The sequence below is a fragment of the Gloeocapsa sp. PCC 7428 genome (assembly GCF_000317555.1).
Lineage (GTDB): Bacteria > Cyanobacteriota > Cyanobacteriia > Cyanobacteriales > Chroococcidiopsidaceae > Chroogloeocystis.
In genome coordinates this window covers 4,486,485-4,501,428 of record NC_019745.1, presented here as the reverse complement: position 1 = coordinate 4,501,428, position 14,944 = coordinate 4,486,485, and the positions used below count along the sequence as shown (strand labels likewise).

Genomic DNA, 14,944 nt, shown 5'->3' with positions numbered 1-14,944 from the left:
GTGGTCAAATTAAGATCATCCTACAGATAGTTTTCGCCATACTATGCACAAATTTGCTGCACGCCCTTCTGCCTTATTTGCAACTTTAGCTTTACTGCTGTCTGCGTGTGGTGGAGCTAATACAGGTACAAATACAACTAATACTGCAACAAATACAACAGCAACTTCATCTTCTAATCCAGTTCCTATCGGTGTTGCATTAGCGCAAACGAGTAATGTCGCCTTACTCGGTCAAGAACAAGTAGCTGGCGCGAGAATTGCTGAAAAGTATTTTAACGAACAAGGTGGAATTGACGGTACGCCAATTAAGCTTGTGTTTCAAGATACGGGCGGTGATGAAGCTGGTACAATTAATGCATTTCAAACATTAATTAATAACGATCGCGTTGTTGGCATTGTTGGTCCTACCTTATCACAACAAGCGTTTAGTGCCAATCCTATTGCCGAAAGAGCTAAAGTTCCCGTAATCGGACCATCAAATACTGCTAAAGGTATTCCGCAAATTGGCGATTACATCGCGCGAGTTTCTGCACCAGTATCGGTTGTTGCGCCAAATTCAGTACAAGCTGCATTAAAGAGCAATCCCAACATCAGACGAGTAGCTGTTTTTTATGCACAAAACGATGCTTTTAGCAAGTCAGAAACCGAAATTTTTCAACAAACTGTGAAAGAACAAGGACTTGAATTAGTCACAGTTCAAAAGTTTCAAACAACAGATACAGATTTTCAAACGCAAGCAACAAATGCGTTAAACTTAAAACCTGATTTAGTTATCATCTCTGGATTAGCAGCTGATGGTGGTAATTTAGTAAGACAACTACGCGAACTTGGGTATCAAGGCACAATTGTTGGTGGTAATGGTTTAAATACATCAAATGTGTTTACAGTCTGTAAAGAATTTTGTGATGGCGTATTGATCGCTCAAGCTTACAGCCCCGAACATCCTGGGGAAATGAATGCAGCTTTTCGCAATGCTTATATGAGTCAATACAAAAAAGAACCACCCCAGTTTAGCGCCCAAGCTTTTACCGCTGTACAAGTTTATGTAGACGCCCTCAGAGCTTTAGATAGTAAAACTGATATTAGTACTTTACCATTACCACAACTACGGACAGAACTGAATAAGCAAATATTAGCAGGAAGCTATGAAACTCCATTAGGTGAAATTTCTTTTACTCCCGAAGGCGAGATTGTACAAAAAGAATTTTATGTAGCCCAAATTAAGATGAATAATAATGGCAATAGCGGTCAATTTGCTTTTTTAAAATGACTGCATAGTTAAATTAATTTAGCAAGAATATTAATACTATAGCAGTCGAAGGAATAGTTAGGACATCGAACACGCTAAGTTGACAGTTGACAAAGTCTTCCCACACTCTCTTCACTGTCAACTGTCCACTGCTATAAGTATCAGCGTAGAACACTGCAAGATACGTGATGTTACTTGAACAATCAGCTGGTCAAGAATTGATGGCTATTAACTCTTGACAACCTAAGCGCGAATCACAACCGAAGTAAACTTCCTGTCTTAGCAACCCCAACCGCTCATCATGACAAGCACAACAATGGATATAACGCTGCTTTTACAACAAGTTCTTAATGGTTTATCAATTGGCAGCGCATACGCTATTTTTGCTCTAGGATATACTTTAATATTTTCGATTTTAGGGATTATTAATTTTGCACATGGAGCAATTTTTACCTTAGGTGCTTATTTTACGTATGCACTTATGGGTGGTGCGTTTGGTTTTAATGGTTTACTTGCGAATGCTGTGTTACCGTTTCAGCTTCCATTTGCTGTCGCTTTAGTCTTGGGAAGCACGTTTGCTGGTTTAGTCGGCGTCGCAGTTGAACGCATTGCTTTTCGTCCGTTACGCCGTCGTGGTTCTGATCCACTTTTAACGGTTGTTTCCAGTTTGGGTGTCGCGGTAGTGATTGTCAATGTGATTCAGTATTTAGTAGGTGCGGAAAGTTATACTTTTCCTGCGGGTACATACGGAAACCTCCCCGCTGCAATTAACTTTGGTACAGCAGAACAACGCGTACCAATTCGCAGTGTACAAGTGGTTATATTCACTGTATCTGTCGTGATTTTGACAATTTTAACGTTGTTTATCAATCGCACTAAGTATGGTAAAGCGATGCAAGCCGTTGCTGAAGATCCAACGACGGCAAGTTTGCTGGGAATCAACACCGATCGCTATATTGTTCTGACGTTTTTTATTAGCAGTTTTCTCGCGGGTTTAGCAGGAACTTTGGTTGCTTCGAGTGTGAGTATTGCAGGACCATATTTTGGGATTGCTTTCGGTTTAAAAGGTTTAGCCGTGATTGTCCTTGGTGGATTAGGGAGTATTCCTGGTGCGGTGTTGGGCGGTTTAATGATTGGTTTAGTTGAAGCCTTTGTTCCAGCTGATTACTCGGCGTACAAGGATGCGGTTGCTTTTGGTATCTTATTCGTTATGCTGCTAGTAAGACCCCAAGGCTTATTAGGACGTCGGTTTGTGCAAAAAGTCTAGTTGCTGACTTATTACCATTTACCCATGAGTAAATACCCCCACAAGCTGATTGAGCAGCCCGTGCGATCGCATTAAACTTTTTTAACATCCCTTAATCACATTCGTGGCAATGGTAGATATCTACATCCTAGACCTACTCGTGATAGGTCTTTTGTTATTGTGCGTCACTCTAGGTTCAGGATGGATTTCCCGTTTACCAATTTCTTTCGCCTTAATCTACTTGGTGGTGGGTGTTGTTCTTGGTCCCTATGGGTTGAATATCGTCCAAATACGTCCTGATGCGCAGTTTTTAGAACGCTTAACGGAATTCGTTGTAATCGTTTCGCTATTCAGTTGTGGCTTAAAAATGAATCGCCCTTTAAATGCAGGTGCGTGGCGTTCGACAATTCGCTTAATCGGCTTTTTGATGCCATTGTCCATTTTTGCGATCGCGGCGATCGCGCATTGGTTTTTACGCATGGAGTGGGGACCCGCGATTTTGTTAGGAGCAATTCTAGCACCGACTGACCCTGTATTAGCATCAGAAGTCCAACTAACGCATACTGAGGATCGTGACGAGTTACGCTTTGGTTTAACTTCCGAAGGTGGCTTAAATGACGCTTTAGCCTTTCCCTTCGTCTACTTCGGAATTCATTGGTTTGAAGATGGCAACAATTGGCAAGAGTGGTTTGGGCAATGGGTTGGAATCGATTTAATTTGGGCGGTGGCGGCAGGCATAGTGATGGGAATTGTGGTTCCCTGGGTTGTAGTGACGATTGACCAGAACATCCAAAAGCATACCAAAGTCGATGACTTGATGGAGGACTTTGTTGCGATTAGCATTATTTTGCTCACCTACTCTTTGACAGAAGTTGTCAACGGCTATGGATTTTTAGCTGTCTTTATCGCTGGAATCGTTGCACAACGACGTTATGAAGATCCTGAAAAACCTTTCTCTCAAAGGGAATTCACCGAACGCATCGAAAAACTCCTCGAAGTAGCAACAATTTTGATCCTTGGGTCAATACTACGATTAGCAGCAATTCAAGAACACGCGATCGCTGCTTTGATCGTTGGCGGATCGCTGTTATTTATTATTCGTCCTCTAGGAACCTGGTTAAGTACCATTGGCGGCGGCTATCGTCCGATCACGCGTTGGTTATTTGGCTGGTTTGGCGTGCGTGGTGTTGGTTCTATTTATTACCTCACCTATGCCTTTGGTCATGGCTTGCAAGGTCAATTAGGCGAACAAATTGCTTGGATTACCTATATTACAATTGTGGTGTCTGTGATTCTGCATGGCATCAGTACCACACCTTTGATGAATGTATATAATCAGTACAAAAACAACCGTAGCAGAAAGATCAATGTATCTACGTGATTTCTGCATTCTGTACTTGCAATTTATTAGCTCTAGTCCTCTGAATTGTTGTCTTCATTTTAGAACTCTCTTTTAAGATTGAGGAGCAAACGTTGAGGGCGCTTTATTATGTTTATCACTCCGTATTGAGGTAAAAACGGAGTTTGTCTTATTTACTTAGTTTTACTTAGTGTTTATCTTGCTGGTTTTGTATCGATAAATACTATCGCGCTTAATTATAACTGACTCCTTTGGTAGAAGTTACTTGCAATTGAAGAAGCTAAGTTTTATAAGAGCAATCTTCGTCGAAATGACAAGCAATTGAACAAGGGGGTGTATGAGAAATTCAAGGGCGATCGCATTTAACATTAAGGCTCGATAACTTCTCTCACCTTTTCAAGCAAGCATCACCTAAGAGCTATTTCTCTTCTCGAAATGCACATTTAAGATGTTGAGCCAGCAATGCAAATCTCAACTGCTGATTTTAATACTTACTGCTGAAAAAACTATAAATTCAAAACCAACATGAAACGTTCTCACCTAGACAAACTCATTTTGGCAAGTGTTACTTTGAGTTTAGCAACTTTGCCTTTAACAGTTCCTGCGATCGCACAGGCAACTGGTACTACAACAACAGGGACTGGCACTGGTACAGTAGAAACTACGGCTCCTGGCAGTACCACTGGTACAACAGGCACAACAACTACGCCAGGAACTACCCCTGGTGGCACAGCCCCAGGTACGACAACAACACCAGATGGTGACACAACAACAGGCGGTACTATTCCTGGTGAACCTACTTATGGTGGCACAACTACTACCGAAACCCAAACACGAGAGGGAGGCGGTTCCTGGGGTTGGCTAGGTTTACTTGGTTTACTTGGCTTAGCCAACTTATTCCGCAAGCCTGCTGAGCCGGCGTATCGCGATCCTAATACAGTCAATACAGGTACGGGAACGACTAGATATTAATTAGTAAAAGGGTGAGTTAAGGCTCACCCTTATTTTATGTAGCTTCGGGATTTAGCTGCATCATTTCCCAAGTTGTATAAGTACCAACAGGACTCCACAGAAGATACGGCAAAAGGAGCAAAGCTGCTAAACCTGAAATATTCCAAACAATGAACGTCAGTATGACTCCTAGAACAACTCCACTACCGCCTAGAGTCGTACCGATTTTCAAATTTCGCGATCGCAATGTGGCAGGAATATAAGCTACTGTCACAATTTCCAACAATAGATAAAGCCCCATAATCAGCCACGTTGAGAAGCTTCCAGGAGCATTTTCCCAGACAGTTGCAGCCGATAAGGCTCCACCAGTAAAAACTATTGTCCAGATAACAGGAATAAGTGGCTCAAAAACCAACCACTTTGGTCGATTTAAGTTTTTTGCCCATTGTGTGTCGCGCGGTCTAAAAAATAGACTAGCCAGGGCAATTAATAGCGTTATCCCGCCAATAATCATCCAAGGTTTAAGCATTTTGATTTACCTAAGGTTGTAGATACCGCACTTTGTTGACTCAATCGTGTCAATTCGCCATCGTCATTTAATCACCCTTAGGTAAGAAAGCAAAACTCCTAATTTATTTTTTAAACAATGTCGGTAGATAGAGCCTAATTTTATTCTCAAATACCGACATCAAATTAAGTTTTTTCTATTCGTTTCCTTTGACTTTTTCTACTATTTCTTTCGCTTTTTCTATTAAACCTTCTTCTGATTTAGGCGTCGTTACAGTTTTTACGTTGACTTTTTTATTGGGTTTTGTCAATGTATTAGCATTTGCCGAGGCTTGCTTTGCTTCTTCAAGCATTCCAGCCCCTTCGCCCAACTCGTAGGCACGTTCAATTTTTTCTTCTGATGTGAGAATTTTTTCTTGTGGTGGTACTAATTTTTGCTCCGCATACGTAGCCGCATAGCTAGGGGCAGCATTAAGAATAACTAAACATGGTATTAAGATGAGTATCAAACAAATGGTAAGAACTCGTAGAGATACTTGCCATGAATTCAAAAGTCGTCGCATGAGATTATCCTCGTTAGATGAAGGGTAGTGTTGTGTAGCGCAATTATGGATTAAGCCCGACACTAAACTGTAAGAACCGCATCCTACTTTGATAAATTTATTGCTGCCTTCTCTCTAAAGATAGATTAGAACTAAAACATCGTTATAGCCATTCTTGGTACAGTTTTAGCCCTCGGCTTTGAATTGCTTGATGAAATAACTCTGTTGATATGGCTTGTTCTACAGCCCAAACTCCAGGCTTTTTGAGTTTTCCTTCGAGTAAGAATTGAGCAATACTACCTGTACCGCAACCAGCAGCGATCGCAGTATTTTCATGCACTAAAGTTGAACAGTAACTTGCTTGTGTTCCCTGTTTATCGCCACTCACTTCTGAACGAATCGCCACACCAATCCCACTAAAATGATTCGTAACGTCGGTCATCGTATGGCTGACATGAGCCAAAAACTCGATCGCACTTGGTTGCTGCATCAAAGGCTTAGGAAACCAGTGCGCCGCAATCCAGGTGAGATGATTATAAAAATCAGGACGCGAACCAAATTTTGTAATCACAGTTTTTACAGTCGGAAACGCTTGGGGTAAAGTAAACGTTTCAGGCATATTAAACCAGTAAACGTGCGATCGCCCGTAAGGTTTGGGAAACTCAACCGCTTCGCGATCGCTGTACGGATTTATTTGTTGCCATTTACCATCAATCCAAACGTCAAAAGGTTTTTGCAATCCCAAAAACGTGGTACGCATCACCGTAACTCCAGCACCACCCGAACCAGAAACGAGATAACTTAGATGAATGCGTTGGGCTTGGTCAAATTGCTCAACACCTTCGCGCACCATACTATTAGAAATCCCAGGGAATATTCCCGTATTGACAATTGCAGTAACTCCTGCTTCTGCTGCGGCTGACTGGTATGCTAAAGCTTTACGCGTAAAAGAAGGATGATCGCTGACATCAAGGTAGTTAACACCTTGCTCAATACAAATTTTAAGGACGCTAGCATCGCGATAGTGAAAAGGTCCGGCGCTGTGAATCACAAGATCGACAGATGCGATCGCTTTTCTGAGTGCTTCAATATCAGCTAAATCAAGTGTCAAAATATCTACTTGAGAACCCAAACGGTCTTTAACAGCGATCGCTGCGGCTGGTTTTCTAGTTGTGATGATGACTTCTGCTTGAGTATAGGTGGCAATATCTTGGGCAACACTACTGCCAATCCGCCCCCGACCTCCAAGAATGAGAACCCTCGCCATCATTGGTTAAGATTTGGTCACATCATATAATTATTGCAACAAAATTGCTGCATTCGTGCCTCTGTACGAGGTATTAAATCAGAGATAACTGACATCAATCCCAACCGGCTTCCAAATCAAAGTTCCCCACTGTGTGGGGAGCCAGTTCGCAGAAGGGCGCGATCTAAAGGTCGAGGAGGAACTGGCGTGGATTTAGGGGGCAAGAAGCCTCAAACAACCAACATCGAAAACTTAGTTAATCTTAAACACTGACTCGACAGTAGATTTAATCGAATCTCTAGCATCGCGTAGCGTTTGTGCGATCGGCTGTTGCGTTTGCAGAAATACCCGCGCGCAATTGCGTCCTGGCATTCCCGAAATTGAGCCACCTGGATGAGTTCCGGCACCAGTGAGATACAGATTATCAATAGGTGTACGGTAGTTCGCGATTTCTGGTAACGGGCGGAAGAACACCATTTGATCTAACGTCATATCGACGTGGTAATAGTTACCTTTGTACGCGCCGAGGCGTTCTCCTAATTCTGCGGGGCTTTCGACGCGTCGGGCAACGATCGCATTTTTAACATTTGGTGCGTAATCTGCGAGTTTATCAATCACGCGATCGGCAACTTTATTTTTAAGTTCGTCTGTCCAACCAGTACCGTTTAAGCCGGTACCTTCAGCACCCGCGATTTGATACGGTGCAAAGAACTCGATCCATGCGGTGTGCTTTCCAGGAGGTGCCATCGAAGGATCGCGCACGGTGGGAACTACCAAATACATAGATGGATCGTCATCGGGAATTTTACCCAAAGTACATTCGCTATGTGCTTTTTCGACATGACTCACCGAATCGGCGATTAATACCGAACCGATGAGATATTCCTCTTTGTGGTCGAATCGTTCAAAGCGCGGTACTTCATCTAACGCTAAGTCAATTTTAAGGATTGTTTCATTGTTATTCACAATTCGGCGTTCTAAGCGTTCGCGTAAATTAGGCTCGACTTGATCGATGTCACTCTTGTCTACAAGTTGCAAAAAGACTCGCTTCGCGTCAATATTTGAGATGACACCTTTATTAGCACGGTATTCTTGACCACCTGCAACGCGAACGCCAACAGCTTTACCGTCATCGACTAAAATCTTCTCAACGTGTTGATCGCAAAGAACAACACCACCCTTGCTTTTGACTAAATTGAGTAACGCTTGTACTAGCGCACCTGTACCGCCGCGCGGTCTTGCCATTCCAGGGTCGTGGCGCATTGCCATCATAATTGCACCAACGGCGATCGTTTTTTGCGAAGGCGGCGCACCGAGTTCAGCAGCGAGTCGGGCTAGTGGTGCTTTGAGAAATTCAGAGTCGAACCACTCGTTGAGCAAATCTTCAGCACTCGTCAACATCGTACGGATGAAGTCGAGTGTTTTCGATGGCGCACCGATCATCGAGAATAAGTCTCTAATTTTTTTAATATCGTAGTTGCCGAGAATATCAATAACAGATTTCGGTGGGGCATTAAACATCGGTATCATCGCGCCTAGCGCCCGTTGCCAGTAATCGGTATATTCAGCATATTTTTTCGCGTCACGTTCGCTATATCGTGCAATTTCTGCGCAGGTTTTTTCTAGCGATTTATGACCTAAAAAGTATTTACCGTCTGGATGCGGGCAAAAGACGACAGGATCGCACTCTAGGTACTCTAAGCCGTACTTTTCAAGTTCGAGTTCTTCAACGACGGGACCTAAGTGAATAAACTCGTGGTCGATCGCACACAAGTTAAATTTAAAACCAGGTGCTTCTTGCGGTAACGATTCTTCAGTAGTTGCTGCACCACCAGGAACCGAACGCTTTTCTAGTAATAAAACACTATAACCAGCTTTAAGTAAATACGCGGCGCATACTAGACCATTATGTCCAGCGCCAATAATCACAACATCATACGCTTGCATGGGTGAACTCCAGCGATCAGGTACCTTCCCGATATCTTAGAAATAAGTTAAATATTACAAAATCATTCGCGGGTTAGAGAGCTTATTCCTTTTGGCTAATATGTTAGCCAAAATCGGGAAGAACCAAGCCAGAAGCGAGAATGTGAGGAGAAAGGTCCTTCTTTCTTCAGAGAAACTTAATTTTAAATAAAGAATTCAATCTGTGGCTTGGGTGGAATGCAATCGCGTTGTTCGAGTTCCGCCAGAATTTTGGCGACGCTTTCTTCTAGCGTTTCTTCTGAGGTATAGCAAATAATATCTGGATTCGTTGGTTCTTCGTAAGGATCGTCAATACCTGTAAAGGCGCGAATTTCGCCAGCGCGTGCCATTGCGTACAATCCTTTGACATCGCGTGCTTCGCACACCTCAAGCGGTGCATTGACAAAGACTTCAATAAAGTTTTCGGTTGTGGCGCGTAAGTTTTCTCGTGCCTCTTGGTAAGGACTAATCGCGGCGACAATTGCGGCGACTCCATTGCGACTCAGAAGATTTGCGACAAAACCAATGCGACGAATGTTCGTGTTGCGGTCTTCGCGACTATAACCTAAGCCTTTGGAAAGGTTGGTGCGCACAACATCGCCGTCAAGAACTTCGACTAGACAACTGCGTTCTTTCAGTTCTTGTTCGAGTTTTCGGGCAATTGAGCTTTTACCTGAACCACTTAGCCCAGTCAACCAGAGAACAAAACCCTGATTTGCTGGGTATTTGCGTTCAGGAAGGAGTTCTTCCTCATCGTCTATAGGCGCATCATCTACAATTTCTGTTCGCAACCACTCTTGCATCTTATGTCCCATAGCAAACATCTCTACTAATTCTAATAGCGGCGATCGCGCATAGCACTGCGCTAAAAGCGATTGCCATCTAAGATCTGGAGCAGAAACCATCAAGAACTCTTAAGATTATCGTTTAACAGAGTTAACATCAGTTTCTATTGAAATTCAATCATATCTGTAACTCGCTAAAAACGCAATTACAATTCAAAACATTTGAAATACAAATTTTGTGAGAAGTACAATTGTATTTCGTGCAACAATAAAGAAAATTGCTTGTTCAAAGTCTTCGGCATGGCAACACAAGCTAAGCATCTTACGGAACCTAACATCGTCAAGGTGTTAACTCAAAGTAACTATCTCTTTCGAGGCTTGGATGAAGCATGGCTAAGTAGCTACCTGCGTCTTGATGACATATCGCAAGTGAAGTTATATGCGAGTCGTCCAATTTACACAGCTTTTCAGAAAGGTGAAACTCTAGACGTTTTGTATGCGATCGTGGCTGGAGGTCCTGTGGTGATCCGCAGCACTCCTTTAGATCGAGTCATTGGTATTAGCTATCCTGGTAGTTGCTTTGGAATGCAAAGTTTACCTTTTAGCTACGGACTGATCTGTAAGGCATTTCCTAGCTTGGTAGAAGCTTATAAAACAACGGATGTAGTCAAAATTCCAGTCGAAACAGTGGAAGCACTTTACGAAGATAGTGAAGTCTTTCGCCAGCGCTACGATTTGCTATTTGAACTCCAACAAAAATTTCAATATCATTTACTCAATTGCAGCACTTACCCGCCGCAAGCTGTTGCAGCTTTGTTACGTGCGCTGGTGTATCAAGAACGCGAACTAGGCAATCAACCAGAAACAAACGCAACTTATATCTTTGACTTACCCATTGATGTGATTGCGCGTGCCAGCCAACTTAACCATCGTACTGTTGAGCAAGTAATTAAAGGAATGCGTCAAGTCAAGTTACTTGCACCAGCAAAAGCAAGCGATCCTTCAAGTGACACAATTAAAGTTATCGATGCTGAAGGGTTGAAGGAAACTTACAGCGCGACGAGAGATAAAGTATCGTGGTGGCCCTTACGTGATAAGTAAGCGTGGCGCTTTAACTTGCTTTCAGGTGTGAATAGTTGGCTAATTACTCATTATGGCAATGCGTTCATATCCGTCAAACTGACTTAACATAATCTGTAAGACGCTTTTCTACATCATAAAAGTTGTTATGTCTTTTGCTAGATACATTGAGCAGACTGATCCACCACGTCCTGCTAAAGAAACGCTACCCACAATGTATGATCTACCCAGCGAAGATCCAGAGGAACCAGGCTTGCCGGATGAGTTTCATGACCTTCAACCTGAATTATTACGAATAACGTTTCAGCCTCCCGCCTATTCACCTGAGCAGGTGTTTAGTGCTAGTGACATGAATCTTTATTACGACGTTCGCTATCCAAACCGCTACAAGCGTCCAGACTGGTTCGGTGTAGTCGGCGTGTCAAAACTCTACGAAGGTCGAGACTTGCGTCTTAGCTACGTGATTTGGCAAGAGGGAGTCAGTCCATTTGTGGTTGTTGAGTTACTTTCACCCAATACAGAAGCTGAAGATTTGGGAAGAACAGAGCAAAAGGATAACCAACCGCCAACAAAATGGCAGGTTTACGAACAGATTTTACGAATTCCCTACTATGTGGTTTTCAGTCGATACACTGGGCGTTTACAAGTTTTTCGCTTACAGGGAGGACATTATCAAGAACTCGCTCTTACCGAATCTAAAGTTTGGATGCCAGACATAACACTCGGTTTAGGTTTATGGCAAGGCGAATATGCAGGAGTTAATCGCCTGTGGCTGCGTTGGTACGATCGCAAAGGAAATTGGATTTCAACTGAAGCAGAACAAGAACGCCAACGCGCGGAACAAGAACGCCAACGCGCGGAACAAGAACGCCAACGCGCGGAACGACTAGCACAGCGGTTGAGGTCTTTGGGCATTAACCCAGATGACGATACTCTAACCGAGAAGTCTTAGAATTTAGAAGTCATGCCAAGTTGTGTTTGGTCAGGCGATCGCCATCTTTAACTAGCGTGGTTAAAAGAGTGTACGCGCGAAGTCCCAAATAATGTTATTGTTCCATCGTCGGAAGTTCGCGAACTAAAGCTTGAGCTTGAAGTAAAATACTGCCTTGTTGCACTTCCATGTTGCTCACACGCAGCGCCATCGTATCTAAATTGATATAAGCTGAATTAACCATTTCCTTGACTTTCTGCATCAACGCAGCGGTAAATTCTAAAGAAATGCCATCACCTTCAGTACAAGTAAATCCTTCTAGCATGACGGGTTCAGTTTGAGTGCGCGGACGCGCTGTTGCATGAAATGCGATTTGACGGGTTGTACCTTTTTCTTGCAGCACAGCTTTACCATCAAACACCATTTTGTTGTTACCTGGTAGCGCGAGGTGCATTTGCTGCATTTCCAAGTTGACCTTTTCCCCATCGACATCCAAATCAAATTGTGCTTGGTGAAGAATGTAATCGCTATTCAGCGCGCGGTTGAGATCTTCTTGGAACATGACAAGACGGGCGTTAGCTTGTACCGGCTGATTGAGTTCAACTTGTCCGAGTAAAGCACTGAAAGGATTGATGTCAATTTTATCCGTAGACAATTCCATGTGCTGAACGCGGATATCTTTTTGCAGTACAACACCTTCACCAGCGATCGCAACGGAATCTGCTTGTCCTTGTAAAATCTTCCACAGATCAGTTTTAACCTCGACATTAATTGCCTCAGCTTGCTCGATTTGGCTAGAAAGTCCAATTTCTGCTGCTTTACTGATAGCCTGTTCTTCTAACCGTGTGTCATCCAACATGATATTTGCGATTTCCTCTGATGCTACTCATTCAAAGCTTGCGTTGTACAAACTCAAATTCATAAGTCTTCTAACTGTTACTGTAGAAGTTGCAGCAGCAACGGAAATCTATATTACGGAATAAACACTTTGGTAGAAAACACTACATTTTTACTGGTACTTTCGCAGGTTGTTGTGCTTTGACTATCATGTTCATTCCACTCACCGAGGGAACGATGGTAATTCCACGACGCACTGGACGCGCTGGACGCGAATCAGCTAAAGCTAAGTGAAAGCGCGATAAAATTGTCGCTAGTACAAGTTTCATTTCATACATCGAAAACGCTACCCCAATACAGCCACGAATTCCACCACCAAAAGGTAAATATTCATAAGGCGAAAACTTCCGCGCTAAAAATCTTTCCGGTAAAAATTCTTCAGGTTGAGGATAAGTTTCTGGGCGACGATGTGCTAAATAAATGCAAGGAACAACAATGGTTCCCGCATCAAACGTGTCGCCTACAATTTGTGCTGAATCTCTAACCATTCGCGGTGTACAAATTAAACCAATAGGATAAATTCTCAGCGTCTCTTGACAAATTGCGGTTAAATAGGGTAAAGCAGCAATATCTTCAGGATTCACTGAAGATGTGGCTAATTCTTGTAGTAATTTCGCCAAAACTTGTGGCGAAGAGTGAATTAAATAAAATGCCCAACTCAAAGCTGCTGCGGTGGTTTCATATCCTAATAACAGAAGTGAAACTAGTTGATCGCGTAACTCTATATCAGTCAGCGGTTGACCGTTTTCATCGCGTGCGGCTATTAACATTGAAAGGATATCGCTACGCGTAGCATCATCTTCTTTTCTACGCTGTGCAATTTCACTGTAAATTAACTCATCAATTGCTTGTCGGCGTCTTAAGAATTTTCCCCAAGGACTCCATGCACCCAAATCATTTTGCAGGGGTGGAAAGAAAAACAAACTAGAGAACAAAGGCTTCGTGACATCATCTAATAGCGAACCAAGTAACGTTTTAATTTTGTCATAGCGCGTTCCTGGACTAATTCCAAAGACAACTTGTAAAATAATCTGCAAAGTAATATCTGACATTTCGTGCTGGAGCGAAATGATTTTTCCTACAGACCATTGGTCAATGACATGGTTAGTAATTTGCGCGATAATTTCACCATAAGCTTTCATGCGATCGCCATGAAACGGTGGCATCATGAATTGCTTCTGGCGTTGATGGCTACGACCCTCTTGTAAAATAATTGATTTCTCTCCCATCAACGGCTTAAAAACATGCGTAGCCTTTTTAAAATCAAACTGATCGCCAGGTAAAGCAAAGATTTCCTTAATAGCTTGCGGACTACTAAAAAATACAACTGGTGGAGACTTTAACCCAAGCACTCTAACAGTAAATGGATCTCCATACCGCTGCATACAACTTTCTAAAAACTTTGTTGGCTCAGAAATTAATTGTAAAGTTTGTAACAATGCAGGAGTTTGTGTTTTGAAATTCACTCGCATATTAACTTTATTTTTTTCCTATATTTTAGTCGTCGGTACTCCGCCGTGCAACGACTGCATAAATGCAGTCAAGTCAGTATTTATTGCTTTTATATGTTTATATTGTATATTTATATAAACCATTTATTTAAATATTTCTCAAATATCTTAAAAACTCTTTCCTTTGTGTACTTTGCGTGCTACCTTGCGGGAAGGCTACGCCTATTAATCATTTTTCTTATTACTGTGAATTTTTCTTCCAACTAGGTACCCAATTAGTAAAAATTGCTAAAGCAACAATGACCAATGCTACTGATGCACCGAATGGCAATAAGTTAGGAATATTATTAACAACTGCCCCAAGAAACAAAATAGATATAACAGCAACTACAGTACTAATAAGCTTATCTTTAAGATCGTCAAGATTGCGAATTAATAACCAGCTTGGCAAATTAAGCTGACTAATAAAAAGTTCGTATAAACCAAGACCAATCACTAAAATTACAGTTGCCAAAAGGACAATATCGGCTATTTCTAAAAAACTGATAGCAGCATCAAAAACAACACTTTTAGATAAACCACCAGTAAAACTACGCTGGAGTAAACTAATAACAGCAACAAAGGTTTGTATAGTACTATAAATCATTAAGACTAATGCTGCTATGACATTAGACAAAGCAGGCAAAATCATAATATATTTTGAGGAAGATAGTAGGCGACGCATCATAAATGTT

General features: G+C 42.3%; 14 protein-coding genes. 5 read left to right on the top strand and 9 right to left on the bottom strand.

The annotated features are described in order from the left end of the window. Positions 1 to 43 precede the first annotated feature (43 nt). From GLO7428_RS19790 to GLO7428_RS19775, 4 genes are all read left to right on the top strand, one after another. Positions 44 to 1,270, top strand: a complete 1,227-nt coding sequence (locus GLO7428_RS19790) for an ABC transporter substrate-binding protein (RefSeq protein WP_015190354.1) — start codon at positions 44 to 46, stop codon at positions 1,268 to 1,270. Between the two features lie 280 nt (positions 1,271 to 1,550). Further along, positions 1,551 to 2,516 (top strand): branched-chain amino acid ABC transporter permease, encoded by a 966-nt coding sequence (locus GLO7428_RS19785; protein ID WP_015190353.1) that lies wholly within the window; start codon positions 1,551 to 1,553, stop codon positions 2,514 to 2,516. Positions 2,517 to 2,625: 109 nt separating this feature from the next. Continuing rightward, complete coding sequence (locus GLO7428_RS19780) at positions 2,626 to 3,876, top strand: sodium:proton antiporter (protein ID WP_015190352.1); 1,251 nt, start codon at positions 2,626 to 2,628, stop codon at positions 3,874 to 3,876. A 504-nt stretch (positions 3,877 to 4,380) separates the two neighbouring features. Continuing rightward, on the top strand, positions 4,381 to 4,827 hold the full coding sequence (locus tag GLO7428_RS19775) for a WGxxGxxG family protein (RefSeq protein ID WP_015190351.1): 447 nt from the start codon (positions 4,381 to 4,383) through the stop codon (positions 4,825 to 4,827). A 34-nt stretch (positions 4,828 to 4,861) separates the two neighbouring features. Here the strand turns inward: GLO7428_RS19775 and GLO7428_RS19770 are convergent, their stop codons facing one another. The 6 genes from GLO7428_RS19770 to GLO7428_RS29790 form a co-directional block, all read right to left on the bottom strand. After that, complete coding sequence (locus GLO7428_RS19770) at positions 4,862 to 5,335, bottom strand: TspO/MBR family protein (protein ID WP_015190350.1); 474 nt, start codon at positions 5,333 to 5,335, stop codon at positions 4,862 to 4,864. A gap of 175 nt (positions 5,336 to 5,510) precedes the next feature. Then, the gene (locus tag GLO7428_RS19765; RefSeq protein WP_015190349.1) at positions 5,511 to 5,876 is read right to left on the bottom strand and encodes a hypothetical protein; all 366 of its coding nucleotides are present in this window, start codon (positions 5,874 to 5,876) and stop codon (positions 5,511 to 5,513) included. A gap of 142 nt (positions 5,877 to 6,018) precedes the next feature. Beyond that, positions 6,019 to 7,125, bottom strand: a complete 1,107-nt coding sequence (locus tag GLO7428_RS19760; RefSeq protein ID WP_015190348.1) for a saccharopine dehydrogenase family protein — start codon at positions 7,123 to 7,125, stop codon at positions 6,019 to 6,021. 228 nt (positions 7,126 to 7,353) lie between these two features. After that, positions 7,354 to 9,048 (bottom strand): beta-carotene ketolase CrtO, encoded by a 1,695-nt coding sequence (gene crtO / locus GLO7428_RS19755; protein ID WP_015190347.1) that lies wholly within the window; start codon positions 9,046 to 9,048, stop codon positions 7,354 to 7,356. A gap of 182 nt (positions 9,049 to 9,230) precedes the next feature. Continuing rightward, on the bottom strand, positions 9,231 to 9,827 hold the full coding sequence (cysC, locus tag GLO7428_RS19750) for an adenylyl-sulfate kinase (protein WP_051038519.1): 597 nt from the start codon (positions 9,825 to 9,827) through the stop codon (positions 9,231 to 9,233). A gap of 912 nt (positions 9,828 to 10,739) precedes the next feature. Beyond that, entirely contained in the window at positions 10,740 to 10,817 is a 78-nt protein-coding gene (locus GLO7428_RS29790; protein ID WP_155824051.1) for a hypothetical protein, read from the bottom strand. 262 nt (positions 10,818 to 11,079) lie between these two features. Here GLO7428_RS29790 and GLO7428_RS19740 point away from each other — a divergent pair, with 262 nt between their 5' ends. Beyond that, entirely contained in the window at positions 11,080 to 11,883 is an 804-nt protein-coding gene (locus GLO7428_RS19740) for a Uma2 family endonuclease (protein ID WP_015190344.1), read from the top strand. Positions 11,884 to 11,977: 94 nt separating this feature from the next. Here the strand turns inward: GLO7428_RS19740 and GLO7428_RS19735 are convergent, their stop codons facing one another. The 3 genes from GLO7428_RS19735 to GLO7428_RS19725 all read right to left on the bottom strand — a co-directional run bounded on the left by GLO7428_RS19735 (position 11,978) and on the right by GLO7428_RS19725 (position 14,937). Continuing rightward, positions 11,978 to 12,721 carry a DUF2993 domain-containing protein gene (locus GLO7428_RS19735; protein WP_015190343.1) on the bottom strand — a complete coding sequence of 248 codons (744 nt, stop codon included), beginning with the start codon at positions 12,719 to 12,721 and terminating at the stop codon, positions 11,978 to 11,980. Between the two features lie 142 nt (positions 12,722 to 12,863). Next, positions 12,864 to 14,231, bottom strand: a complete 1,368-nt coding sequence (locus tag GLO7428_RS19730) for a cytochrome P450 (protein ID WP_015190342.1) — start codon at positions 14,229 to 14,231, stop codon at positions 12,864 to 12,866. Between the two features lie 220 nt (positions 14,232 to 14,451). Then, a complete protein-coding gene (locus GLO7428_RS19725) occupies positions 14,452 to 14,937 on the bottom strand; it encodes a YqhA family protein (RefSeq protein ID WP_015190341.1) in 486 nt (161 codons plus the stop codon). Positions 14,938 to 14,944 lie beyond the last annotated feature (7 nt).